The sequence below is a fragment of the Faecalibacterium sp. Marseille-P9590 genome (genome assembly GCF_017377665.1).
Lineage (GTDB): Bacteria > Bacillota > Clostridia > Oscillospirales > Ruminococcaceae > Faecalibacterium.
Window position 1 is genome coordinate 50952 of record NZ_JAFREF010000001.1, and the last position, 24913, is coordinate 75864.

General features: G+C 59.0%; 25 protein-coding genes and 1 tRNA gene. 6 read left to right on the top strand and 20 right to left on the bottom strand.

Going from position 1 to position 24913, the window contains the following annotated elements:
• Nucleotides 1-17 precede the first annotated feature (17 nt).
• Together J3349_RS00255 and J3349_RS00260 are read left to right on the top strand one after the other, a co-directional pair.
• A complete protein-coding gene (locus J3349_RS00255) occupies nt 18-1211 on the top strand; it encodes a tyrosine-type recombinase/integrase (RefSeq protein ID WP_207675923.1) in 1194 nt (397 codons plus the stop codon).
• Nucleotides 1208-1897 carry a hypothetical protein gene (locus J3349_RS00260; protein ID WP_158400625.1) on the top strand — a complete coding sequence of 230 codons (690 nt, stop codon included), beginning with the start codon at nt 1208-1210 and terminating at the stop codon, nt 1895-1897. The genes J3349_RS00255 and J3349_RS00260 overlap by 4 nt, the downstream gene beginning before the upstream one ends.
• Nucleotides 1898-2256: 359 nt before the next feature.
• On the opposite strand, the gene J3349_RS00265 is transcribed toward J3349_RS00260, so the two are convergent.
• The 6 genes from J3349_RS00265 to J3349_RS00290 all read right to left on the bottom strand — a co-directional run bounded on the left by J3349_RS00265 (nt 2257) and on the right by J3349_RS00290 (nt 8972).
• The gene (locus J3349_RS00265) at nt 2257-3090 is read right to left on the bottom strand and encodes an N-acetylmuramoyl-L-alanine amidase (RefSeq protein WP_207675924.1); all 834 of its coding nucleotides are present in this window, start codon (nt 3088-3090) and stop codon (nt 2257-2259) included.
• 4 nt (nt 3091-3094) lie between these two features.
• Nucleotides 3095-5506, bottom strand: a complete 2412-nt coding sequence (locus tag J3349_RS00270) for an endonuclease MutS2 (RefSeq protein WP_207675925.1) — start codon at nt 5504-5506, stop codon at nt 3095-3097.
• A gap of 33 nt (nt 5507-5539) precedes the next feature.
• Nucleotides 5540-6286, bottom strand: coding sequence for a DNA repair protein RecO (gene recO / locus J3349_RS00275; protein ID WP_207675926.1), 747 nt, complete (start codon nt 6284-6286; stop codon nt 5540-5542).
• A 200-nt stretch (nt 6287-6486) separates the two neighbouring features.
• Entirely contained in the window at nt 6487-7419 is a 933-nt protein-coding gene (gene era / locus J3349_RS00280) for a GTPase Era (RefSeq protein WP_223387478.1), read from the bottom strand.
• Nucleotides 7420-7437: 18 nt separating this feature from the next.
• Nucleotides 7438-7929, bottom strand: a complete 492-nt coding sequence (gene ybeY / locus J3349_RS00285; RefSeq protein WP_015564134.1) for an rRNA maturation RNase YbeY — start codon at nt 7927-7929, stop codon at nt 7438-7440.
• Between the two features lie 80 nt (nt 7930-8009).
• Nucleotides 8010-8972, bottom strand: coding sequence for a PhoH family protein (locus J3349_RS00290; protein ID WP_207675927.1), 963 nt, complete (start codon nt 8970-8972; stop codon nt 8010-8012).
• Between the two features lie 66 nt (nt 8973-9038).
• Here J3349_RS00290 and J3349_RS00295 point away from each other — a divergent pair, with 66 nt between their 5' ends.
• Together J3349_RS00295 and J3349_RS00300 are read left to right on the top strand one after the other, a co-directional pair.
• Nucleotides 9039-9209, top strand: a complete 171-nt coding sequence (locus J3349_RS00295; protein ID WP_207675928.1) for a hypothetical protein — start codon at nt 9039-9041, stop codon at nt 9207-9209.
• 72 nt (nt 9210-9281) lie between these two features.
• On the top strand, nt 9282-9491 hold the full coding sequence (locus tag J3349_RS00300; protein ID WP_158394514.1) for a helix-turn-helix transcriptional regulator: 210 nt from the start codon (nt 9282-9284) through the stop codon (nt 9489-9491).
• An 80-nt stretch (nt 9492-9571) separates the two neighbouring features.
• On the opposite strand, the gene J3349_RS00305 is transcribed toward J3349_RS00300, so the two are convergent.
• Nucleotides 9572-9647, bottom strand: a tRNA-Thr gene (locus tag J3349_RS00305).
• A 51-nt stretch (nt 9648-9698) separates the two neighbouring features.
• A complete protein-coding gene (locus tag J3349_RS00310; RefSeq protein ID WP_207675929.1) occupies nt 9699-10787 on the bottom strand; it encodes a hypothetical protein in 1089 nt (362 codons plus the stop codon).
• A 67-nt stretch (nt 10788-10854) separates the two neighbouring features.
• On the opposite strand from J3349_RS00310, the gene J3349_RS00315 reads away from it, so the two are divergent.
• Nucleotides 10855-11142 carry a YabP/YqfC family sporulation protein gene (locus tag J3349_RS00315; protein WP_223385743.1) on the top strand — a complete coding sequence of 96 codons (288 nt, stop codon included), beginning with the start codon at nt 10855-10857 and terminating at the stop codon, nt 11140-11142.
• Between the two features lie 12 nt (nt 11143-11154).
• Complete coding sequence (locus tag J3349_RS00320) at nt 11155-12300, top strand: sporulation protein YqfD (protein ID WP_207675930.1); 1146 nt, start codon at nt 11155-11157, stop codon at nt 12298-12300.
• 65 nt (nt 12301-12365) lie between these two features.
• On the opposite strand, the gene hslO is transcribed toward J3349_RS00320, so the two are convergent.
• From hslO to J3349_RS00380, 12 genes are all read right to left on the bottom strand, one after another.
• Nucleotides 12366-13250: an Hsp33 family molecular chaperone HslO gene (gene hslO, locus J3349_RS00325; protein ID WP_149793431.1), complete on the bottom strand. Its 885-nt coding sequence runs from the start codon at nt 13248-13250 to the stop codon at nt 12366-12368.
• A gap of 1 nt (nt 13251) precedes the next feature.
• Nucleotides 13252-14004 carry a methyltransferase domain-containing protein gene (locus J3349_RS00330; protein WP_207675931.1) on the bottom strand — a complete coding sequence of 251 codons (753 nt, stop codon included), beginning with the start codon at nt 14002-14004 and terminating at the stop codon, nt 13252-13254.
• A gap of 4 nt (nt 14005-14008) precedes the next feature.
• Nucleotides 14009-14623, bottom strand: coding sequence for a ribosome biogenesis GTP-binding protein YihA/YsxC (yihA, locus tag J3349_RS00335; protein ID WP_207675932.1), 615 nt, complete (start codon nt 14621-14623; stop codon nt 14009-14011).
• 18 nt (nt 14624-14641) lie between these two features.
• Nucleotides 14642-17092 (bottom strand): endopeptidase La, encoded by a 2451-nt coding sequence (gene lon, locus J3349_RS00340; RefSeq protein ID WP_207675933.1) that lies wholly within the window; start codon nt 17090-17092, stop codon nt 14642-14644.
• A gap of 118 nt (nt 17093-17210) precedes the next feature.
• The gene (locus tag J3349_RS00345; RefSeq protein ID WP_149793435.1) at nt 17211-17750 is read right to left on the bottom strand and encodes a Gx transporter family protein; all 540 of its coding nucleotides are present in this window, start codon (nt 17748-17750) and stop codon (nt 17211-17213) included.
• A gap of 25 nt (nt 17751-17775) precedes the next feature.
• Complete coding sequence (locus tag J3349_RS00350; protein ID WP_207675934.1) at nt 17776-19671, bottom strand: ABC-F family ATP-binding cassette domain-containing protein; 1896 nt, start codon at nt 19669-19671, stop codon at nt 17776-17778.
• Nucleotides 19672-19722: 51 nt separating this feature from the next.
• Nucleotides 19723-20463 (bottom strand): YjjG family noncanonical pyrimidine nucleotidase, encoded by a 741-nt coding sequence (locus J3349_RS00355; RefSeq protein ID WP_207675935.1) that lies wholly within the window; start codon nt 20461-20463, stop codon nt 19723-19725.
• A gap of 124 nt (nt 20464-20587) precedes the next feature.
• Entirely contained in the window at nt 20588-20815 is a 228-nt protein-coding gene (locus tag J3349_RS00360) for a hypothetical protein (RefSeq protein ID WP_207675936.1), read from the bottom strand.
• 56 nt (nt 20816-20871) lie between these two features.
• Nucleotides 20872-22713 carry an SGNH/GDSL hydrolase family protein gene (locus J3349_RS00365; RefSeq protein WP_207675937.1) on the bottom strand — a complete coding sequence of 614 codons (1842 nt, stop codon included), beginning with the start codon at nt 22711-22713 and terminating at the stop codon, nt 20872-20874.
• Nucleotides 22714-22765: 52 nt separating this feature from the next.
• Nucleotides 22766-23434, bottom strand: a complete 669-nt coding sequence (locus J3349_RS00370; protein ID WP_242699439.1) for an HAD hydrolase-like protein — start codon at nt 23432-23434, stop codon at nt 22766-22768.
• A gap of 170 nt (nt 23435-23604) precedes the next feature.
• Nucleotides 23605-23940, bottom strand: a complete 336-nt coding sequence (locus J3349_RS00375; protein ID WP_207675939.1) for a hypothetical protein — start codon at nt 23938-23940, stop codon at nt 23605-23607.
• 68 nt (nt 23941-24008) lie between these two features.
• On the bottom strand, nt 24009-24317 hold the full coding sequence (locus tag J3349_RS00380) for a YerC/YecD family TrpR-related protein (protein WP_149793442.1): 309 nt from the start codon (nt 24315-24317) through the stop codon (nt 24009-24011).
• Between the last annotated feature and the right edge of the window lie 596 nt (nt 24318-24913).

Below are 24913 nucleotides of genomic sequence, written 5' to 3' on the forward strand. Positions count from 1 at the left end.
CATAAAAAGAGGAAACCATGTCGATTTATCTGGACGAGAAAAATCCCGAAAAACATAAGCCTTTTGATGATGCCTCGCCGGACATCGTCGCGTATGTGCGCTATCTGGAAGTCATCGCAGGCAAAAGCCCCAACACGGCCTTCAGCTATTACTGCGACCTGCGCAATTTCAGCCGCTTTATGAAGCGTCGGCGTGGCCTTGTAACAGACGATACCGAGATAAAGGACATCGACCCCAAGGGGCTCGATACGGCTTTCTGGGGCAGTGTGACCAAGGAAGACGTTTATGAGTATCTGTACTTTCTGAACAGCGAGTGCGGCAACAAAAAGTCTTCGACGGCCCGGCGGCTGGCAAGTCTCCACGGCTTTTATGATTATCTGGTCAATCAGGTAGATTTGCTCAAAGAGAATCCGACGGCATCCATCAAGCCACCCAAACAAGATAAAGTCCTTCCCAAGTACCTGACAGCAGAGCAATCCATGGACCTTCTGGAAAGCACCCAGACCCAGAGCGATTTCCCGGAGCGGGATTATTGCATGGTCGTACTGTTTCTGAACTGCGGGATGCGTCTTTCGGAGCTTGTCGGCATGGACCTCGGCGACATCGACATGGAACAGCGGCAGATCCGTTTGTTCGGCAAAGGCCATAAAGAGCGGATGGTCTACCTGAATGATGCCTGCAAGGAGGCATTGCAGATCTATCTGAACAAGCGCAACACGATGGAGGGTCTGAGCCCCAAAGAGAGAGCTGTCTTTATCACCCGGCGGCGCAAGGAGCGAATCTCAAACCGCAGGGTAGAGCAGCTGGTCACTGGCGCCATGAAAGCAGCGGGTCTGCGCGGTTTTTCCACCCATAAGCTCCGCCATACTGCCGCGACGCTGATGTATCAGACTGGCAACGTGGATATTCTGACCCTCAAACAGCTTCTGGGCCACAGCAGCGTCGGCACGACACAAATTTATACACACCTGCAGGAATTTCAGGTGCGTGCAGCGATTGAGCAGAATCCGCTGGGTGAAGTTAAGAAGGCAAGCTTGGATACAACGTCAAAGGAGACAGGGGAGAGCAAGGGGGAATTTGCCGATTCTCCGTCGGATGAGCCTGAAAATGATGCACCGGACGGCCCGATGGAAGCCTTTGAGGGTGCCGCGCAGGAGGGTTTCCGGGTGGATGTGTCGAGCCTTGCCGATATGGAGAACGCCGACAAATGATGACATGGGTACAAACGCAGAAGCTTCGGCGTGATGAGGCCTCGCTGATGACAGAATGGCAGACACGCTGGGCGCAGTCTGCCTGTTTTAATGCCGACGGTGTTGTGGACTATGAGCGCTGGTCAGCACTTCCGGACAGAAAACATATCGTTGTACTGTTAAAAGAAACGAATGGGCTGCACGGAAGCCTCGTGGAGTTTCTTTATCATGGAGGCAGCAAAACCTACTACAGGACGTGGAATAATGTCGCACGCTGGGCAAATATGATTTTGAACGGCACATACTGGAAATTTGTTCCAAAATCTTCGCTGGACGATATGGTGCGGAATATCGCTGTGGTAAACCTGAAAAAGTGTCCGGGCGGTGCCATCGCAAGCTCAAAAGCGGTACGGCAGGCCGCCCGGCAAGATGCGGACCTGTTAAAGTGTCAGATACAGCTTTATGAGCCGGATATTATCCTGACCGGCGGCTGGGGGCTGGTATCGAACATTTTACATGATGAGATATTTGCAGATGATGCTGAATGGATCAGACCCCATGAAGAGACTGCATTGTGGTATTACAAAAGCAGTTTGGTCTGCACAGGTAAAGAAACGCTTGTTGTAAGTATGCCGCACCCGAATCGAGCGGCAAAGAACTGGACATTAGAGTTAGAAAAGGTTTTACGAGCAACCGGACGATCGTAAAACAAAAAAGCTGACCAAACATACAAAGCAATGCATTCAAATAACACAACTGTTGTACAAAACGCGAAAACCGGCCCAGCCAGCCCAAAAGGCTCAGAAACCGCCGGAAAGGCCTGAAACCCGAAAAAGAGGGCTTTTTCGCTTCCCTATATTTCGTATAACCTGCATTATACGAAATATTATAAAAATCAAAAACAGAGGCCCCCTTCTCCTGCGTTCCGTCATCAGTGCAGGTTTTGGGAGCCTCTGCTGTTCTTTTATACCATTTCGTTTGGGACGCGTGGGTCGCCTGCCAAGCAGGCATCATAAAATACAGCTGGACAAGACTGCTTTCATGCGAGCGTCCATTGCATCAGACTTTACAGCGGTGTATCCAGCGGATGTGTTCCGAAGTACGCGCAGATTGCTTCATAGTAAGTGCGCGCCACTGTTTTACAGCCTTCTTCGCTGCCAAACTGTGCAACGTCCTCTTCGCTGGTCACAAAGCACTGTTCTGCCAGAACCGCCGGACAGTTTACATCTTCCAACAAGGTAAAGCTTCGCTCGTCCCTTACTTCGGTATGGGTGCTCTCTACAAGCTGCTTTACCTCGCCCTGATAATAAATGTACCGGATGCCGCCGTGGCCGCGGAGCTTTGCGCCTGCGGCCTGCATTCCCTGCGCCAGCTGCTGCGCGAAGTAATAGCTCTCCTGATGCCATGTACGGCCCGGAACGGACGGATAACACTCAAAGCCTGCAGCGGTAGAGCCTTCCGGCGCGGAGTTGCCGTGGATGGACAGCAGCAGCTGCGGGCTCTGGGCATTGATGGCCTCTGCCCGCTCGCCGGGCTTTGCGGTGACATCATAGCTTTCACGGGAACGCAGCGGGATGTAATTAGGGTCGGCCTCCAGCAGCGCAAGCAGAGCCTCGGAGGTCTGGGCCGTCATCTCTTTTTCTTCGACGACTCCCCTTGCGCCCGGGTCGCTCCCGCCGTGGCCGGCATCAATGCAGACCCGGTAGGGCGGGTCGCCCACCACAGGCCGGAAAGGTTCTTCCCCGCTCTCATTTCGCCTGGAGCTGAACAGCGCTGCTTTCCAAAGGAAAAATGCTGCACTGAAGCAGACGACGCACACCAAAAGGCCGATGACCGTCGCAGTGGACAGGCCGCACTGTTTTCTCCGGCGTGCGTGTCTTGGATTTGAACGTCCTGCCATCGGCTTACTTCAGCTCGACGACGGTCACGCCGCTCTCGCCCTCGCCGTAACGGCCCAGACGGAAGCTCTTGACCATTCGGTTTCCCCGCAGATGCTTATGGATAGCAGTACGCAGTGCGCCGGTACCATTGCCGTGGATGAGATATACCACAGTCTGGCCGTTCAAAATCGCACGGTCGATGAAGGAATCCACCTCCGGCAGCGCCTCGTCTACGGTAAGACCCAGCAGGTTGCATTCCATCTTTGCCGTGCGCTGCACGCGCTCTACCCTGCCATTGGGCCGGTTAGCATCGCCGGTCAGGCGGGAGTAACGCTGCTGTGCCTTGGTCTGAGGCTTCGTCTCCTTGACCAGCTTTTCCGGCTGCTTGAGGCCTTTGAGCGGCACTTTCGTCTTGATGATGCCGGCCCGTACGAGAACATCGCCGTTTTTATCCGGCAGAGAGAGCACGGTAGCCAGCTGGTTCAGCTCTGCGATGCAGACCTCCTGCCCTACCTTGACTTCCTTCAGCGAAACGAACTCCTTGACCGGGTTGTGTACCACTTCAGTCCCCATAAAGAGCTTTTCGGACTCTTTCTTGGCGATCTCACGGGCGCGCTGGGCCTTCTGCTGGGTGCTCATCCGCTCGTCTTTCTGGATCTGGCGCAGCTCATCCGTCAGAGCGTAAGCCTTGCTCTCGACCTCCTGCGCCAGTGCGCGGGCCTTGGCGCGGGCAGCTTCCAGCTCATTCTCGCCCTGCTGGATAAGCTCATCGCGCTTCTGACGGGCTGCATCCAGCTGGTGGGCGGCCTCGTTTTTCAGGCCTTCCACCTCGTCCTGACTGGCTTTGAGCTGGAGCTTCAAATCATCCAGCTGGCCCAGAACGGCGTCCAGACGCTTGTCTTCTGCGGACAGATGCTGCTGTGCCGCCTCAATGACCCGCTCCGGGATGCCGAGCTTTTCGCTGATAAGGAAAGCGTTGGACTTGCCCGGAACGCCGACGCTGAGCTTATAGGTGGGACGCAGCGTCTCCAAATCGAACTCGCAGCTGGCGTTGACGACGCCCTTTGTCTCGAGAGCGAACACCTTCAATTCTGCATAGTGCGTTGTGGCCATCAGGAGCACACCGCGGCGGCGCAGCTCTTCGATGATGGCAACAGCCAGTGCCGCACCCTCCGCCGGGTCGGTACCGGCGCCAAGCTCATCCAGAAGCACCAGCGTGTGGGGCATGGCAAGCTCAAGGATGCCGGTGATCTTCTTCATATGACCGGAAAAGGTGGACAGGCTCTGCTCAATGCTCTGCTCATCGCCGATGTCCACGAGGAATTCGTCAAAGACACAGATCTCACTGCGCTCATCCGCCGGGATGAGGAAGCCGCACTGTGCCATCGCGCAAAGCAGACCGGCCGTTTTCAGAGTGACGGTCTTACCGCCGGTGTTGGGGCCAGTGATGATGAGCGAATCATATTCCCTGCCCAGCGAAATATCGACAGGAACGCACTTCTTTGCGTCGATGAGCGGATGACGCGCCCGGATGAGCGAGAACGACGTATCCGTCCGGACAGTGGGTTTGAACGCCTTCATATCCAGTGCAAGGCGGGCTTTTGCAAGCAGGACGTCGATTTCCAGCATGGCCTTATAGCTGTACTGGAACTGCGGCTCAATGGCTGCGACCTGACCGGTAAATGCTACCAGAATACGCTCGATCTCCTGGGCTTCCTGTGCGCGGTACTGAAGGATGCGTGCGTTTGCCTCCACAACAGCCTGAGGCTCGACGAAGACGGTCGCACCGGTAGACGAGACGTCATGGATGATACCGCTCACCTCTCCGCGATACTCGCTTTTGACAGGAACGACATACCGGCCATTTCGGATGGAGACGACGCTCTCCTGTAAGTACTTGGAGGTGTCCATATTCCGGACCATGCTTTCCAGACGGTCGCGGATGCTGTTTTCAGTCGCACGGATCTTCTTGCGCAGGTCGTTCAGGGTGTGCGATGCCGTATCTGCCATCGCATCCGGTGCAAGGATGGCACTCGAAATTTGCTGCTCAAGGCCCGGCTGAGGAGCCAGCGCATAGAATAAGTCGTCCGTCGGAAGTGCATCGTGTTCCGAAGAGCCATACCAGCTGACGAGGTTCTGAAAGTTGCGAAGCGCACCGGCCACCATCAGCAGTTCACCCATTGAAAGGACACCGCCCTTGACGGCGCGGGCGGCCAGCTGACTGACGCCCTCTACTCCACCGAAGCGGGGCGAGCCGTTCTTGATGAGCAGTGAATTGATGGCATCGGTCTGTTCCAGCGCATACCGCACTTCATCGGGGTCGCACTGAGGCTCGATGGCAAGGAGCTTTTCGCGGGACTCCCTGCACACACAGCCCTCCGCCGCCCGGGCAATGATCTTGTCCAGTTCCAGCGTTTTCAAATAACTTGTTTCCATAGTAATTCCTTATATCAAATCGATTTCAAATGGTTATGGCAGGACAGATTTCAAAAAGTCGTAGCTTTTCAACGGCTTGTCCAGATGGGTCAGCGCATACTGCTCTGCTGCTGTAGAGAGTTTCGCCAGACTGCCGACGGAAATACGGAAGCCGAATATCTTTTTATCTTCTACCAGACAGATATGCCGCAGCGCAAACAGCGCTCCGGCGTCCAGATTGCACTTTTTCCCCGCCTTTTGGGCGCATGATTCGCAGAGCAGACAGCCCTCCGCCGGGTCGAGATAAAAGGCCGGGCCGTCGTAGGTGCCGCAGTCGCGGCAGTAGACCAGCTGCGGCAGAAATCCGCACTCACTCATGGTACGCAGCTCAAATACGGCCTTGATGACCCGAAGGTCGGCCTTTTTCTCGCTTATCATGTAAAAGCAATTAAGAAGGAGCCTCAATCCTTTTGCGGCTTCGTCTCCTGTGGGCGAAAGCGCCGAGGCCATTTCCGCCATATACATGGCAAGGCTCATCCCTTCGATGGAGGACGAGATGCCATGGAAGACGTTTTTGACATCCGCCTCTCGCACTGTATACATATTCCGCCCGGGGACAAGCACGAACTCCGAGTAACAAAAAAGCCCGCAGGCGCTGAACAGTTTGCTTTTCAGCCGCAGGCTGCTCTGCGCAGAGGCCGAGATGACTCCCAGCCCCGGCGTCAGAAGCGTGATGATCCGGTCTGATTCTTTATACCGGGTCTCTTTCAGGACAAGGCCCGGGGTCACAATGGTATCCATCTGTTTTTTCTCCTGCCGGGGCGGTGAGCCGCTGCTGAGCGAGCTGCCGCCTGTAGTCCAGATAACACAGAATATCACCGGTGCAGGCAAACGTCTGCCAGCTGAGTTCCACATCCATCGGACAACGCTCCTTTCCTTAAGGTATAGTGTCACCTCTATGGTACTGCGCTATCCCCGGGAAATCTGTCCTGTTATGAGGCTCAGCGGTTGGGCTGCTGCTTGAAGCCGAAATTGTTGAGCATGAACTCGTTATCGCGCCAGTCGGCTTTGACCTTCACCCAGCACTGTAAGTTGACGCGGCAGCCGAGGAATTCCTCGCAGTCGGTGCGGGCTGCACTGGCGATCTTCTTCAGCATCGCGCCGCCCTTGCCGATGACCATGCCCTTGTGGCTCTCCCGCTCACAGTAGATGTTCACGTCGATGTCCACGAGGTCCGTGCCGGGGCGCTCCTTGAAGCGCTCGACCACGACCGCAATGCCGTGCGGGATCTCGTCCCGCATATAGAGCAGAGCCTTTTCGCGAATAACTTCTGCAACGAGCTCCTTCTCAGGCATATCGGTGTAGGCATCATCGTCAAAATAATGTGGGCCTTCCACGGCATAGCGGCTCAGTGCATCGAACAGTTCCTCGCAGTGGTCATTATCGCGGACACTGACGGTATAGACATCATCAAAGACGCCCAGCGCTTTCAGCTCCGCCTTGCGGGCCTCGAGGTCCGCCGGGTCTTTGACGAGGTCGGTCTTGTTGATGACCGCGATGGCCGGGCCGCCCTTTTTCAGAGCCTCGACCAGAACCATCTCCGATTCATTCAGTGCGCCGTAGGGCTCGAACAGCATCATGGACACATCGACGTCAGCAATGGAGTCGCTGGCCGTCTTGTCCATCCGCTTGCCCAGCTTATTGTGGGGCTTATGCACACCGGGGGTATCCAGCAGAACGTACTGCAAAGGCCCCCGGGTGATGACGCCAGTAATACGGGTACGGGTGGTCTGGGGTTTGGAGGTGACGATAGCCACCTTCTCCCCCACCAGCAGATTCGTCAGGCTGGACTTGCCCACGTTCGGGCGGCCAATGACCGCCACGAACACAGAGGATGTATCATAATGGCCCTGGATCGGTGTTTCGTTTTTCAAAATAGAACTCCTGTCTTTTTATTCCGTGTAGCTCACCGTGCGGGGCAGGCCCAGCTGAGTGAGGACAGCTTCTTCCTTCTCACGCATCCGCATAGCTTCCAAACCGCCGTTCTCGTGGTCATAGCCCAGCAGATGGAGCATGGAGTGGACCGTCAGGAAAGCGACCTCTCTCTGCAGCGGATGGCCGTAGAGAGTCGCCTGCTCCTGTGCGCGTTCCATGCTGATGACGATGTCGCCCAGCATCTTGCAGCCGTTGTTCTCGTCCACATCATAAACGCCGTTCTCCCCCAGAGGAAAGCTCAAAACATCCGTGGGCATCGGCTTGTTGCGGTACTGGTTGTTCAGCTCAGCAATGGCTGCGTTGTCCACGAAGGTCACGCTGATCTCCGCCGGGTCGTCAAAATGCTCATATTCCAGCACAGCGTTGCAAGCGCGGCGGATAAGGATGCGAAGGCCCGAGGGGACCTTGATCGCTTTCTGCGAGTTGGTGATCAAAACTTTATTGGACATAAATCGTCCGCTCCTTTCGTTTCTACATTCTATTGAGCGAATACCCCGGTTTCTGTGGTATGCCGCCGGGGTTGTTTTTTTCAGTGTTTAGCCGGGTGGGCAGCGGCCTCGTAGGCTTTGATGATCTCCTGCACCAGACGGTGGCGCACCACATCTTTTTCAGTGAAGTAGCACTGCGCGATGCCGTTCACGCCCTTGAGGACCTGAAGTGCATCCACAAGGCCGCTGCGGGTGCGGTCGGGCAGGTCGATCTGAGTGACGTCGCCGGTAACGACCACTTTAGAGCCGACACCCATGCGGGTGAGGAACATCTTCATCTGCTCCGGGGTGGTGTTCTGCGCTTCGTCGAGGATGATGAAGGAATCGTCCAGCGTCCGGCCGCGCATATAGGCCAGCGGTGCAACCTCGATGATCTGCTTTTCCACGAGACGCTCATAGGTCTCTGCGCCCAGCATATCGAACAGGCCGTCGTACAGAGGCCGCAGATAGGGGTCTACCTTCTGCTGCAGGTCACCCGGCAGAAAGCCCAGCTTCTCGCCTGCCTCCACCGCCGGGCGGGTCAGCACGATGCGGGAAACATCTTTGGCCTTGAACGCTTTGACAGCCATGGCCACAGCAAGGTAGGTCTTGCCGGTGCCCGCCGGGCCGACACCAAAGGTGATGGCGTTGTTCCGGATGGAGTTGAGGTACTCTTTCTGACCCAGGGTCTTGGGACGGATGGGCCGGCCTTTGACCGTCACCGTCACGAAATCTTCGGTCAGCTCCCGGACGCGCTTTTCCTCACCGTCATGCGCAAGGCTCAGGCAGTAGCGCACCGTCTGGTCTTCCAGCGGTGTATGGTTCTCGATAAGGAGAAGCATCCCCTCCACAGCACGGGCCGCAGCTGCAACATTGGCCGGTTCGCCCGAAATGCGCAGCATCGTACCGCGGCACACCGCCGTCACCAAAAATTCTTTCTCCAGCATACGGATGTTCCGGTCACAGTTCCCGAATACGGCGGCTGCGATCTCTACGCTGTCTAATTCAATGCTCTTTTCTGCCATGCGGCTCCTCCTGAATGTCACTAGATTCTGCCTCTATTGTACCACCAAAACAGCGCGAAGAAAACTATGAAAATTGCACAAAATTTTTCAACCGCATATGGCGGTTTGGCAGAGCATTCGAAACCTGCTCTATCAGCCTTTTCAAAGCCGTCTCTGGGGCAGCTGTTTCGATTGCATTTTGATATTTTTGTGGCCCGCGCAACACATATTGAGAGGATTCTTGTCATTTCACTATAAAAATGGTATAAATTTGATAATGAGTTCTTATTTCGCGTATTTTCTTTTTATGATTGGTTCGAGGTGAAACATATGTCCAAACCCACACGCGCTTCCATTATCATCCGTGAGGGCCGGAAGCGTGCCGGGCTCACGCAGCAGGAGCTTGCAGATAAGCTTGGCATTACAACGGGTGCAGTCAGCAATTATGAAAACGGCGTAAGCTTCCCCAAAGCAGAGATTGCCTTCGGACTTTGCGACATCCTCGATATAACACCTCGCGAATTATTTGAGAGTGAGTGAGATTGAAAACGCTCGGCGTCCCAGCCAAACAAAAATCCCCGAAAAGCCAGGCGCGAAGCCACTTTTCGGGGATTTTACTTTGGAGCTACTGATCCGATTCGAACGGACGACCTGCTCATTACGAGTGAGCTGCTCTACCGGCTGAGCCACAGTAGCACATTGCGATCTCTGCAACGTGTGATATTTTACCATAAAAGCCGGGAGCTGTCAAGATTGATTCGCAACTTTATCCCTCTGTGTTTGATTTAGCTCCTTTGCAAGGACGCGGCTCAGCTCACAGACCACAAAGCAGCAACCGAGAAACACCAGCAGCGCACAGTCGGGCGGGAGGCGGCGCATCGTGGTCACGCGGCCGCACAGGGTGCTGAACGTCTCCTGCGCCCGCTGAGGAAGCAGAAGATAGAATATCAGCAGCGAAAGCGGCAGATGGAGCAGCCGGGCGCGGTAGAGCGGGCGGAGGGTCATCTCGGGCGGGCAGATGGTCCGCACCTGCATCAGAACAGAAAGCCCCTGCACGCTCAGTGCCGCGCAGCACAGCATACTGGCGAACCGGCCGCTTTTCGCAGCCAGGTCACAGCCGGAGCAAACCTCCAAAAGCATCGCGCAGAAAACGCCTGCACCGGAGGGCAGCACTTCCCCCGCTCCTGCGGCCAGCATCCGGAAAAACAGGACGAAACCGCAGAGCTTGAGGTAGGTCTGGGACGCCTGCGCGATGATGCCGTCCAGCCGGAGAGGCTGCGGAGCGGTCGGGACAGCGGGGTGCGTCATTGACCCAAGCGTCCCTCCCAGCCGCGCCAGAAGCGCGGCGGACAGATAGCCCGCCGCCACCTGTGCAAGGAACAGCAGGACGCCCAGCTCTGCACTGCCCAGCATGGACTGCCCGACAGCCAGTATCACAAAGGACGGGCCGGAACAGACACAGGCCGGAAGGAGCGCATCGGCCTCCCGCGCGGTGAGCTGCCCGGAGCGGACGGCCCCGGCGGCGGCACTTGCTGCGGGGGCAAAGCCGCCCAGAGAGCCGATGAGCAGCACCCGCCCAGCCGCCGGAGCGCGGACTCCGATGAGCCTTGCAACTGGGCAGAAGGGCAGCCCCAGCACATCCGCCGCCGGGCATTGGATGAGCAGCGTGGACACGATGAGGAACGGGAACAGCGAGAGCAGCAGCGGGCCGCCGCAGAGCGCCAGCCCTTCCCGCAGGGCCTGTGCGCAGGCATCCGGCGCGGCAAACGGCAACAGACCCGCGGCCAGCGCCATCAAAAAATACCCCACGCCCCGGATTTTCTCTTTCTGAATCATACGCGCACCCTCCATTTCCATATATATGTGGTAATTGGCAGCAGTTTGCATGGCGGGAGGGAGCAGCGTGGGAAGGAAACGAAAGCAAACGCATTCCCTGCGCGGCTGGTTCCGGCGGATGTTCCGTCAGCCGCCCGGGGACTTCTACGGACGGGCTTCGGTCTACCTGAGCGGCAGAAGGATGGAGATCGAGCAGTTCCGGCGCATCCGCTCCTACGAAGAAGGCAAGCTCTGTCTCGAGCTGGGGCGCGGCACTCTGACGGTCTACGGCGACGATTTGAAGATAGAGACACTCTCCGCCCGGAGGCTCACCCTGCGGGGGCAGATTCTGCGGACCGATTTTTCAAAGGAATAGGAGCTTTCTACCATGGAATGGATTCAGCTCTGGGCGGGCATCACCTTTGCGGCGCAGAACGGCGATGTCGAAGGTCTGCTGACTGCTGCGGCCGCAGGCGGGCTGCACCTCTTCGACATCGTTCCCCGGCCCGGCGGGTTCTCGGCCCGGTGCGCCGCATGGCATTATCGGAAACTGGCCGCTCTGGCCCGCAGACGGCGGGTGCGGCTGCGCATCCAAAAACGGCGGGGTCTTTTCTTTTGCATCCGTCCCCTTCTCCGGCGGCGGGGGCTCTGGGCCGGATGCCTTGTCTTTCTCCCTCTGCTGTTCTGGCTGCAGGGCTTTGTCTGGTTCGTCGAACCGGTGGGCCTGACGCCCGGCCAGCAGGCGCGGGCCGCCGTCGTCCTGTGGGAGGCAGGGCTTTTCCCGGGAAATGCCGTCACACAGGAAAAGCTCACCGCCGGAGAATACGCCCTGCTCCAGAGCGGTGAGTTTTCCTGGGCCAGCCTCAACTTTATGAAGGGAAAGCTGGTGGCGGAAGCGGCTGCGGCTAAACCGGTGCCGGACATCGCGGCCGGGACGCTCCACGGCCTCCGGGCCAGGGTGTCCGGCACGGTCGTTCGCACCAACCTCGTCAGCGGGACGATGCTCGTCGTCCCCGGCCAGGCCGTAGAAGCCGGTCAGGGCCTCATCGGGACAGCCCGCGCCGAACGGGACGGAACGCTCATCTTTCAGCCTGCGGCGGGCAGCGTCCGGGCGCAGTTCGAGTGGGAAAACGAGCAGGATACTGCCCTCCTGCTGCCCATCGAACAGCTCACAGGGCAGCAGGCCGTGCATCGGACGCTGTTCTGGGACGGTCATGCTATCGCTCTGCCCTCCCTGCATCCTGCTCCAGGCAAGGCAGAGGCCGAAGCCATCGTCCGGCACTACCAGCCAGAAGCCCTTGGACTTCCTGTTCCTGTTTTTATCGAAGAAACGACATATTATTATAAAGTCTCCACTGATTTGGAGCGGACCGAAGAGCAGGCTCTGGCCCTTGCAAGACTGCAAAGTAAACAAGCTTTACAGCAAAATTGGCCTGATTTTGAGCTTCTGGCCCGCAAAGAGGACGTCTCTGTCGAAGAAAACGCCCTCCACTACCGGGTCGTCTACACCATCACCGCCGACATCTGCAAATGAAAACGCCGCACAGCCCCGAGCTCATCTGCTCCGGCCATGCGGCGATTTATGATTATGGATTTTTGTTACTTCTCTTCCGGGGTCGTCTCGGCCAGAAGCTCGTTCAGGTCGAACTCATACTTCGTGTGACAGAAGTGGCAGACCACCTCACACTTCGGGTCTTCGTCCCGGAGCTTTACCAGCTCTTTGCGGCCAAGGCTGAGGAGCATATCCTTCGTGCGCTCCTTGCTGCAGTCGCACTGATACTTCACCTCGCGGGTATCGAGGACCTGCGGGTCGAAGCCTGCCATTGCCAGCTCCATCATATCCTGCGGGGTCTTCCCTGCCCGGAGCATCTCGGTGACGGAAGGCATGGCGGCGATGTTCTGCTCCAGACGGGTGATCTCGGCATCGGTCGCGCCCGGCAGGAGCTGCAGCAGATAGCCGCCGGCGCAGGCGATGGACAGATCCTTGTCCACCAGAACGCCCAGCGCACATACGGTGGGGATCTGCTCACTGTAGGCGTAGTAGCTGGTGATGTCCTCGGCGATCTCACCGGACACCAGCGGCACCTGACCCACCGTCGGCTCCTTCTGGAGCTTGTTGTCCCGGATGACGGTCAGAACGCCGTCTTTGCCGACTGCGCCGCCCACGTCCAGATGTCCGTTCTCCTTTGCGGGAAGCTCGACCAGCGGGTGGTCGATGCAGCCTTTGACGTTTCCGTGTGCATCGGTGCAGGCGATGACGACGCCAGCCGGGCCGCCGCCGGACACGCGCAGGGTGATGGAGTCGCCATCATCCTTGAGCATCGCGCCCATCAGGGAGACACCGGTGAGCAGACGGCCAAGGGCTGCGCTGCAGGTGGCGCTGGTGGTATGCAGCTTTTCTGCCGTGCGGACGATCTCAGTGGAGTCCACGCCGCAGAACACGACACCGCCGTTTTCAGAAATGCCGCGGATAAGATTCGACATATTATTGTTCCTCCAGTTGGGTATACTGTTTGACTGCGCAGAAGAAATAGCGCTCGCTCTCGTTGGTCAGAGGGCCAAAGCTCTCGCCGTCGCAGACACTTTCCAGCGCAAAGCCGTGCTTTTCCAGAGCGGCGCGGATGGTGTCGAGGTCGTAGGTGTACTCGTAGAACTGCTCGTGGAAGTGCTCCCCCGTCTCGCGGTAGTCGATGTCCACGCTGATCTCCACCCGGCGGTCGGCGGCGCTGTAATGGTTGCGCCAGACGCAGGAGGCGTCCTCTTCTTCAAACGTAAAGACGTTTTCGCCCAGCACGTTCTGGTGCTTATAGGGCGTGTTCATATCGAACAGGAGCACACCGCCTTTTTCCATAAAGAAACCGGCGTTGGCGATGGCTTTGTCCAGGTCCGGGATGTGGTTGAAGGTGTCGAAGGTGGACACCGCACCCCGGATGGTGCCGTAGAGGTCGAGCTTGAGCAGGTCCTGCCGCAAAAGAAGCAGGCCGCCGGAAAGGCCAAGCTGCTCAGCCTTGTCCCGGACGACGCAGAGCATCTCCTCCGACTGGTCGATGCCGATCATATCGTAGCCCGCCTGCGTGAGCATCAGGGTCAGCTCTCCTGTCCCGCAGCCCAGGTCTGCGAGGATGCCGTCATGGATACCGTGGGCTTCCAGCTCTTTTTTGATGTGGGCATACAGGGCCTCGTAGTCGGCCTCGCCGTTGAACTCATCGTAAAAATAAGCAAATTCGTTGTAAGCCATTGCGTTACTCCGCGTCCTCTGCGTTTGCCTCGTACTCGGCGGCGACAGCTGCGTTCAGCACAGCCTGCAGCTCCGGGATGCCGTAGCCGCTCTCACCGCTGGTCAGCACCACTTTCTGGCAGCCGTAGGGCAGGCAGAGCTTTTCGAACTCCTCCTGCGTCTGGGTCAGCTGGCTCTTCTTGAGCTTGTCGGCCTTGGTCAGGGCCACGACGAAGGGAATGTTGTGGTAGTGGAGATACTGCAGCATCTGGATGTCGTCGGCGCTGGGGGCGTGACGGCAGTCGATGAGCTGGACCAGCAGGGTGTGGTGGCGCTGAGCCTCGAAGTAGCTGTTGATGAGGTCGTCCCAGCGCTCACGGTCGGCGTTGCTCACCTTGGCATAGCCGTAGCCGGGCAGGTCCACGAAGTAGCAGTCATCCACCGCGTAGAAGTTGATGGTAGCCGTCTTGCCCGGCGTGCTGGACACGCGGGCGAGATTCTTGCGGTTGCAGAGCTTATTGATGAGGCTGGATTTGCCCACGTTGGAGCGGCCGGAGAAGCTCAGCTCCGGGCGGTCGCTCTCGGGCAGCTGGCTGGAAATGCCGTAGCTTGCAATGAAATCCGCTTTGTTATAGTTCATAGCTTCGCTCCTTTCGTCTCAGCAGACCGCGCCCGGCTGCGGCTTTTCAGCCAGCTGCGGCAGGGCCGAAGCCTCAGCGGGCTTTACCTTCCTGGTGCGGGGGTGGCCCGCAGACACCGTCTTGGGCTTGAGGAGGGCTGCGGCGAGGACCTGCGACAGGTTGGACATGGGCAGGAACTCGATGTTCTTCTTGACCTCGTCGTCCACCTCGTACAGATCGGACACGTTGTCCTTCGGGATGAGGACCGTCTTCATCCCCTCGCGGTAAGCGGCCATGCTCTTCTCGCGGAGGCCGCCGATGGGAAGCACATTGCCGTGGAGGGTGATCTCGCCGGTCATGGCCACATCGCCCCGCACCGGGATGCCGGACAGGCAGGAGATGAGGGCCGTGGTCAGGGTGACGCCGGCAGAGGGGCCGTCTTTGGGGACTGCGCCCTCCGGGGCGTGGATGTGCAGGTCGCACTTCTTGAGGCGCTCGGAGTCGATGCCGTACTCTGCGGCATGGACGCGGGCATAGGTGATGGCCAGCTGGGCGCTCTCCTTCATCACGTCGCCCAGAGAACCGGTGACGGTGATCTTGCCGCTGCCGTTGTCGATGACCTGCACCTCGATGGGCAGGGTCTCGCCGCCGATGCTGGTCCATGCCAGACCGTTGGCGATGCCGATGGCGTTGGTGCGGTTGAGGAACTCGGGCTTGACCATGCGAGGTCCCAGCAGCTTTTCGAGGCCGGTGCCGGTGACGGAGACATTCTCCGCCTCGCCGGAAGCAATTTTCCGGGCGCACTTGCGCAGGACGCTGGTGATGGTGCGCTCCAGATTGCGGACGCCGGCCTCGCGGGTGTAGCCGTCGATGATGCCGTAGAGGGCGCTCTGGGAGAAGGTGACCTTGCCGGTCAGGCCGCAGGCGTCCAGCTGCTTGGGGACCAGATGCTTCCGGGCGATGTTGTACTTTTCCACCCGGGTGTAGCTGGGCAGCTCGATGACGTCCATGCGGTCGCGCAGCGGGCCGGGGATGGCGCTGAGGTCGTTGGCCGTGGTGATGAAGAGCACATGGCTCAAATCAAACGGCATATCGATGAAATGGTCGTTGAAAGTGCTGTTCTGCTCGGGGTCGAGGGCTTCCAGCAGAGCGGCCGCCGGGTCGCCCCGGAAGTCGCCTGCCAGCTTGTCGATCTCGTCCAGAAGCATCAGGGGGTTCGAGCTCTTGGCAGAGATCATGGCGTTGATGATCTTGCCGGGCATCGCGCCGATGTAGGTGCGGCGGTGGCCGCGGATCTCGGCCTCATCCCGCACGCCGCCGAGGCTGATGCGGACATACTTGCGGTTCAGGCTCTCGGCGATGGAGCGGGCGATGCTGGTCTTGCCGACACCCGGAGGGCCGACGAGGCAGATGATCTGGCCCTTCACGTCGGGGGCCAGCTTGCGGACGGCCAGCACCTCGAGGATGCGGTCCTTGACCTTCTTCAGGCCGTAATGGTCCCGGTCCAGCACGCGCTGGGCCTTGGCGATGTCCAGATCGTCCTCGGTGAAGGTGTTCCAGGGCAGGTCGAGGCAGATGTCCAGATAGGTGCGGATGACCGTGCCTTCCTGATTGCTGCTCTGCATCTTGGAGAGGCGGTCCACCTCTTTGAGAAGCTTCTTTTCCCGGTCCTCGTCCAGATGGAGGGCCGTGATCTTCCGGCGGTACTCCTCGGCCTCGGCGGTGGTATCGTCGTCCTCGCCCAGCTCCTCGCTGATCATGTGGAGCTGCTCGTGGAGGTAGTAGTCGCGCTGGTTCTTGTCCATCGCCTCGTCTACCTTCTGGGCGATCTCCTTATCGATCTCGAGCATCCGACGCTCCCGGTGCATCTTCTCGATGAGCAGATGCAGACGGCCCATCAGGGTGCCTTCGTCCAGAATGGCCTGTTTATCCTCGAAGCGGAACAGGAGGTTGGCCGGGATGTACTCGGACAGGAAAGCGGCGTCGGTGCTGGTGGTGATGGCAAACACCACGTCCTTGCCGATGTGGGGGTTCAGAGCCAGCAGGTCGTCAAAGCTCTTTTTGACGTTGCGGACGAGGACGTCCGCCTCCGGCAGTTCCTCGGGCTTCGCCATCTTGACCGGGGCCGGGCGGACGGTGGCCAGCAGGAAGCTGCCGTCATCCTCCATCTCGGAGAGTCTGGCGCGGTATTTGCCTTCGACCAGGATGCGGACGAGGTCGTCCGACACCCGCATCACCTGCTTGACCTCGGCCACGACGCCGTAAGTATAGAGGTCGGCGGCCTTGGGGTCCTCGACCTTCATCTCTTTCTGTGCCACGAGGAAGACGTCAGAGTTGTTGCTGACGGCCCACTCCACGGCGGCGATGCTCTTCTCGCGGCCCACCTCGAAGTGGAGCAGATTGTTGGGGAAGACCACCAGCCCGCGCAGGGCGATGGCCGGAAGGTGGAGGACGCTCCGCTCCACCTTGACCGTAACTTTTTCAGACATAGTACAAAACCTCCCAGCCGTCCCTCGGATGCGAGTCATCCATAAGGGCGGCTTTTTTGTAGGGTCATATCAAATCTATCATTTTATTATAGCGAAAAATGTTTGCAGATGCAACTGTTCAGCGCTTTTCCCGGGTGTTGTAGCCCAGTCTGCCCAGTGCGGGCAGGATGGCCCGGAGGGTCAGCGACGTGAGGGCGCCCATGACAAGGCCCAGCACCAGCATCACCGGCGCATAGTACAGCGACATGGCCGAGGACAGGATGAGCCCCGCGCCGAGCAGCTGGCCGATGTTGTGGGACAGTGCGCCGCAGACCGACAGGATGAACCATGTGGGCCGGAACGGGAGCTTATAGTAGAGCACCCACATCACCAGCAGGGACAGCAGTCCGCCGCAGAGCGAGAGGAAGCCTGCCGTCCAGCCGGAGACGAGAAAGACGAACAGCGCCTTGAGCAGGTCGAGATAGAGCGCCTGCCGCGCCCCCATGAAGAACAGTGCATACATCACTACGATATTCGCAAGGCCCAGCTTCATGCCCGGCGCAAGGCCCGGGATGACCAGTGTGCCTTCGATGAAGGAAAGAGCCATCGCCAGCGCGAACAGCAGGCCGGAAAGTGCGATCTCGTGTGTTTTCTTCGGGTCATGGTTTCGGTTTGCCATCGGCTCTCCCCCTTTGCTGCATCGGTCATTCTTCGCCGCCGGCGGTCTGCTCGTACTGCTCCTGCTCTTCCACAGCGGCCTCCCATGCGGCGAAAAGCTCGTCCTGATGGAAGCGCAGGTCGCTGAGCTCGTCGCTCTTTTCCCGCAAAAGCTGCGGGTCGTTGTAGACTTCCGGCGAGTTTATCTCGTTTTCCAGCTCCACTTCGCGGGCGCCGCAGGCTTCCATCTCGTTCTCGCAGGCTTTGATCTTAGCGCGCAGCTCGGCCCGGCGGCGGCGCTGCTCTTTGCCGTAGCCCGCCTTGGCGGGTTCGCTGCTCTTCTCGGCCACGGGGGCGGGAGCGGCGCGGCCCATCAGGGCGTCATAGCTGGGGTAGATGACCGCCTTGCCGTCCTCGAGATAGAGGATGGGGCAGGCCAGACTGTTCATCAGGTGGCGGTCATGGGTGACGAGGAGCAGCGTGCCAGTGTAGGCCATCAGCGCCTCGGTCAGGTTCTCGCGGGTGTAGATGTCCAGATGGTTGGTAGGCTCGTCCAGGAACAGCAGGTTCGGGCGTTCCAGCACGATCTCTGCAAAGCGCAGTCGGGCCAGCTCGCCGCCGGACAGGGCTTCGCAGGGCTTGAAGACCGTCTCGCCCCGGAAACCCAGCTTTGCCAGATGGCTGCGGACTTCCAGCTCGGTCATCCGGGGGTACTTGTTCCAGATGACGTCGATGACGCGGCCCGCGCCGATGCGGTCCTGCTGCTGGGCGAAGATGCTGGGCCGTGCGCCGGTGCCAAGGCGCACCATGCCGCCGGAGGGGCGGCGCTTGCCGTCCAGCACCTGCATCAGGGTGGATTTGCCTGCGCCGTTGGGGCCGGCGATGATGAGCCGCTGACCGCGGCAGACCGTATAGGTGAAGGGCTCCAGCAGGGTGCGGTCGCCGATCTTAATGGTCAGGTTCTTGAGCAGCACCAGCTCATTCCACGGCTCCACGTCGTATTCGAAGCGGAACTTGAGCTGGTTGGTCTCGTCCTGAGGGGCCTCGGTGATCTCCAGCTTTTCCAGCTGCTTGCGGCGGCTCTGGGCCATCTTGGTGGTGGAGGCGCGGACGAGGTTGCGGTCGATGTAGTCCTGTAATTTTTCGGCCAGCGCCACGTCGGCGTCGTGCTGCTTCTGGCGCAGGGCGTCGGCGGCTTCCTTCTGGGGCAGATAGGCCGAGAAGTTGCCCTTATAGGTGGTCATGGTCTGGAACGAGACTTCCCAGATCTTGGTACAGACGTTGTCGAGGAAATAGCGGTCGTGGCTGACCACCAGAACGGCACCGGAGTAGCCCTTGAGGTAGTTTTCCAGCCACTCCATGGTGGCGAAGTCCAGATGGTTGGTGGGCTCGTCCAGAATGAGGACGTCCGGCTTCTCGAGGAGGAGCTTGGCCAGACGGAGACGGGTCAGCTCACCGCCGGAGAGGACGCCCACGTTCTTGCTCCAGGTATCCTGCGCAAAGCCCATGCCGGACAGCACCTTCTTGATGTTGACGTCCATGTTGTAGCCGTCGGCGGCGTCGATGATGTTCTGCAATTCGTCGTGCTTTTCGAGAAGGGCGGCGTCGTCGGGAGAGGCCGCCATCTTCTTTTCCAAGATCTGCATCTGGGCCATGGCGTCCAGCACAGGGGCGAAGGAAGAGCGCATCTCCCCATAAATATCCAGCGTGACATCGAGCTTTGCGTTCTGCTCCAGATAGCCCAGCGTCACGCCGTGGGTCACGCTGAACTCGCCGTCATAGTCGGTGTAGACGCCGGTCAGAATTTTGAGCAGGGTCGTCTTGCCTGCGCCGTTCTGGCCCACGATGCCGATGCGGTCTTCTTTTTCCACGCTGGCGCTCACGTCGTGCAGGACGACTTTCTCGCCAAAGCTCTTTCCGAGTTTTTCCAAATGAATCAGCATATCGTTCTTCCGTGTTCTTTTCCAGTAGGGTGGATGGGGACATTCCCGCCGTTACAGCTGATGACGGCGGTGCTTGAGGCCGAGGTTCGCCAGCTCTTCCGGCTCCATCACCAGCGGGTAGAGCTCTTCCAGCGAGGCGATCTCGTAGGTGGGGCTCACCTTGCCCGGGTTCTCGGCGTGGCCGGGGTTGAACCAGCAGGTGTCGAGGCCCGCGTTCACGCCGCCCTGAATGTCGCTGGTGAGGCTGTCGCCCACCACCAGGACGTGCTCCCGGTTCTCCACGCCCAGAGCGCGGAGGGCGGAGTCGAAGATGCGGCGGCTGGGCTTCTCGCTGTCCAGCTTCTCGGAGACGAAGACGTCCTCAAGGTAGGCCCCGATGCCGGATTCTGCCACCCGGCGGCTCTGCACCTTCTCGAAGCCGTTGGTCACGATGGCCAGCGTCGCCACCTCGGAAAGCTCCCCGAGGACGTCCAGCACATTGGGGGTCATCAGGTCGGGGTGGGAGGACAGGTGGTCGAGGTAGCAGCGGTTCATCTCCACGCCGTCACCGGCTGCGTTGATGGCCTTGAGGAAGCGGGTGAAGCGCTCCCCCATCAGCTTGTCGCGGCGTATCTGGCCCTTTTCCAGCTGACGCCACAGCTCCGAGTTGATGTCCCGGTAGGTCTGCACCGTCCCGGCGTCCGGCTCGATGCCGTATTCCACCAGCGTCTCAGCCAGCGCCTTGTTCTCGGCGGCGTCAAAATCCAGAAGCGTATTGTCTGCATCGAAGAGGATGCAATAATATTTTGCCATGTTTCTTTCCCTTCTCTATCATTTTTCGAGCCGCCTGCCGCCTTGAGCGGGTGCGGCTGCGGTGCGGTTTGAGAACAGCGAGAAGCCAGCCCCGCCCGGCAGAGCTGGCTTCTCGTATTTTTTATCATTCCAACGTCATTTCATAGGCTTCGCCGTCGGACTGGTCCGGCAGGTTCCCGCTGCACTTACAGCGCGACGTGCAGGCACACTCTTTTGCGATGCACTTTGCCATCTGCTCCTCCGTCACGCCGTTCTCGACGTTTTCCCAATCCATGTCGTAGTAGTCCACGCTGCCGTCGGTCACATCTTCTGCGCCGGGCAGGCCGAGAACTCGCATTTCTTCACGGAACATCCGCTCGCCTCCTCTCGGCTCAGCCTATGCGGCTGCGCAGAGGAAGGTGCGGGGCGTCATTCTGCCTTGCTTTCGGCTTCCTTGCTGGCAGAGGCTTCCGACTTGCTTTCGGCCTTGGACTCTGCTTTGCTCTCGGATTTGGATTCTGCTTTGCTCTCGGCCTTGGACTCTACCTTAGACTCCGCTTTGCTCTCGGCCTTGGACTCTACCTTAGACTCCGCTTTGCTCTCAGTCTTGGATTCTGCCTTAGACTCGGCCTTGCTTTCGGACTCCGGCTCTGCCTTGGAGCTGCCAGACGACGAACTGCTGGTGCTGTGGGAAGAGCTGCCCGAACTTGCAGAGGAAGACGAAGAGGATGTACTGCCGGAAGAACCGGCATGGGACGAGGACGAACTGCTGGTGGAGCCGGACTCGCTGGTCACACCGCTGCCGATGGTGATGGTCAGGGTGTTGCTGCTCACCTTGCAGTCGTTGTAGGTGACGACGGCGTGGATCTTATAAGAAGCGTTGACCATGGAGTTGTCCACCACCACAGTGATGCTGGACTTGCCGGCGGCCTGCGTGACCTCCTGACCGTTGGCGTACCAGCGCAGGTTCTCGGTCTTGGCGTACTTGCCGCTCAAAGCCGCCTTGAAGGTGTAGGAGCTGCCCACAGCGCCCTTGCCCTCGCTGGTGATGTGGACGGAGGCCGTGCCGAAGACTGCTGTGACGTCCAGATTCTGCTTGAAGTCGGTGTCGGTGCGGGTCTTGCTGGTGAGGCCGTCGCTCCACTTGACGAAGACGTGGCCCTCCGCCGGGACAGCGGTCACGGTGATGGATTTATCAGGGTCGGTGACGGTGTAGGTCACAGAGCTGTTGCCGGTGTCATTGCCGACGCTCAGAGTGCCGCCGCCGTTCTTGTCCACACGGTAGCGGGCCTCGAACTTCTTGCCCTCACCGGTGCTCTCGCTGGAAGAGCTCTCCGAGCTGCTGGCACTCTCGGCCTGACTCTCGCTGGAGCTGACAGCCTCCGAGCTGGGAGCGGCCACGGCGGAGCTGGGGTTGGAGACATACTCCATGGTGCGGGTGGGGATGTTGTTGGTGTCGGGGCGGCGGTCCTCGGTCTGCAGGGCGTGGGTGCGGAGATAGTTCAGCACTGCCTTGAGGCCGGCGCTCTTGAGGTGGATGTCGCCGCTGGTGTAGTAGTCCGCGATGCCGTAGCCGTCGCTGCCCTTGAGGGCCTCGGCGGAGTTGAGGAAGCGGACGCCCAGCTGCTCGCAGAGATCCAGAAGGGCCATGTTGAAGTCGTCGATCTTGGCCTGGTCCATGTGGGGGTAGTTGGAGTGGTCAGCCGGGACCGGCGGCACCGTGTTGACGATGATGTCGGCGTAGGGGTAGCTCTGCTGGATGGCCTGGATGAGGGCCGTGTAGTGGGCGATGAAGTCCGCGACTTCCATCCCGGTGTCGTTGGTGCCGAAGGTCATGACCACACGGCGAGGCTTCATCATGGCCACCGCCTGAGGGATGGTATAATGGTTGGAATCCTTCTTAAAGGTAACGATGCCCTCGTTGAGCGCTACCTGGGTGCCGATGCCCTCTTTGGCGCAGAACTGCTGCAGGGAGATGAGGCCGTTGTTATAGAGGCGGACGGTGTTGGAATCGCCCAGAAAAAGGGTGTCGTTCAGATAGTCCGTGCCGGCGTCGGCGGTCTCCGTCAGCAGAGCGGTGGAGGCGTTGTCGATCTGGTAGTGGCCCGACAGGTCTTCGCCGGGGGTGGGGTCTGCCACAGACTCCGAGACGGAGGGGTCAGACTCCTCACCGCCCTTTTTAAGGAGGGTGGTGGTGATGCCGAAGGTCAGCAGCACCGCCAGCACGCAGAGGATGCAGACCAGAACGGCCCGATGCTGCATGGGAGTCATGGTTTCATTTTGTTGTTGTTTTTTTCGACTCATAGATTCAGTCCCTCTCGTTTCAGGAATGGGAAGGCTCGTCCACCGGGCGGAGAGCCCAGTCCGTCAGCTCGTTGCAGTCAGCGGCCATGAAGACCGGCGCAAAGGGGGCGACCTCTTTCCTTCCGCCGTAGCCGTAGAGCACAGCGGCGGCGTCCAGGCCGCAGTTCACAGCGCCCTGCATATCGTCCCGGCGGTCGCCCACCATCAGCACCCGCTTGCCCTGCATGACGGGCTGGGCGAGGACGTGGCGGATGACGTCGGTCTTGTTGTCGCGGCTCTCATCCATGGACGCACCGCCCACGAAGGAGAAGTAAGGCGCAAGGCCCTGCTCTTCGAGGATGGGCCTCACAACGTCGGTGGGCTTGCAGGTGGCCGTGCAGAGGGTCAGGCCCGCAGCCTTGAGACGGCCCAGCATCTCCACCACGCCGGGGTAGACATCGCCCTCGTGGCAGCCTTTGGCGGCGTAGCTCACGCGGTAGCGCTTCGTGGCCTCCTCGATTTTTGCAGGGTCGGAGAAATGCTCGCCGAAGCTCTTGCGGAGGGGCGGGCCGATGTAGCGGCCAAGGTCGCTCCGGGCGACGTCAACGCCCATGGAGCTGAAAACTTCTTCCAGTGTATTGAGAATGCCGGGGGCGGAATCGATGAGCGTACCGTCCACGTCAAACAGGATCGCATCGTAGTGCAGCAAGGTCAGGTTCCCCTTTCTCTTTGGATAAACATTATATAGTATAGCACAGATTTCGATATTCAGCAATTCCAACAAAACACTTTTCCGACTTTTATACATATTTTTAGGCAGCCCCGCCCCGGAAAGCAAAAACTGCCCACCCATTGCGGGCGGGCAGTCGCATTTTGACATCAGTTCTCGGTGGTGGTGCAGTTCCCCGTCGAGGGGTAGTAGAGGTTGTTGGCGATGAATTCCAGCTTCTCTTTCAGAATCAGCTCAAGGTTCGCCACGGCGTGGACCATGTTGGTGGCGGAGTCGTTGACTTCCAGCAGCTTGCACAGGTCCAGCTCCTCCATGCTGAGGGCGGCTTTCATCTTCTGGGTCTCGGCGCAGAGGATGTGGCTCAGGGCCGACTCCTGCAGAGCGATGCTCTCCATCAGGTCCACGACGGCCTGGTCGAGGGAAACTCTCGGCAGCGCGGGGCAGCCGCAGGAAACGCAGGGGGTGCAGTTGGTGGTATCAGCCATAAGAAGGACCTTCCTTTCTATAATAGGAATAGGGCGCAGTCCATCCTATGTGCCTCGCCGCCCGGATGTCACTCCGGCTTTGCGCTCTTCTGTACCTTCTCGATGGTGTCGCGGTAGCCGCCGGAGCCGTACTGGATGCAGCGGTTGATGCGGCTGATGGTGGCGGTGCTGATCTCCACGGCCTTTACGATCTGGTCGTAGGTGCTGCCGCCGAGCAGGAGCTTGGCCGCTTCCAGACGCTGGGCCATATCGGAGATCTCCTTGACCGTGCAGAGGTCTTCGAAGAAGTTGTAGCACTCCTCCCTCGTCTCAAGACTCAGGATCGCGTCGAACAGTGCGTCGGTGGTGGGGTTTCTTCTGGGGTTCTTGTCCGCCATAGCTTCCTCCTTCAGGGCAAAGTGCCGCAGGGTGCGGCACGGGTCTTTCTATTACTCTGTTACTTTAGCACTTGAAAGTGTAAAAGTCAAGTGTTCGGTCTTTCTTTCCGGGGGTTTAGAAGATTTCACCTGTGGAGGCATTCAGTTTTATTCATCTCACATCTGAACAAAAATCGCCTAAATTTTCTTAGTTTCTCCCCCGCAAAAATGGCACAGTCTCCTAACTTGCCCAAAATATATTGACAAGTTATGAAATCAGGACTAAAGTATACACAATCATTCGGCAAATGCAATGAACAGGACATGACTTTTCGCATTCCCTGCGCTCAGAGAGCCGCCATTCCGGTGCAAGACGGCAGCACAGTGCGATAGGCCCTCACCTGCGAGCAGCCTGTGCGAACCCGTTTGCGGCAGTAGTGCATGGCCGTTCAGCCCACGTTACAGGGCGGCGTATCGGCGGCCAAACGCCTGTACGCGCAAGCGGCTGCTCCCGAAAGCAGCAAACGAAGTGGTACCGCGGAGAGCGACCGGTGCAGATGCACCGTTTGGCCTTCGTCTTCGAGGAAGATGGGATACATTTTTGTGTCTCTGTCTTT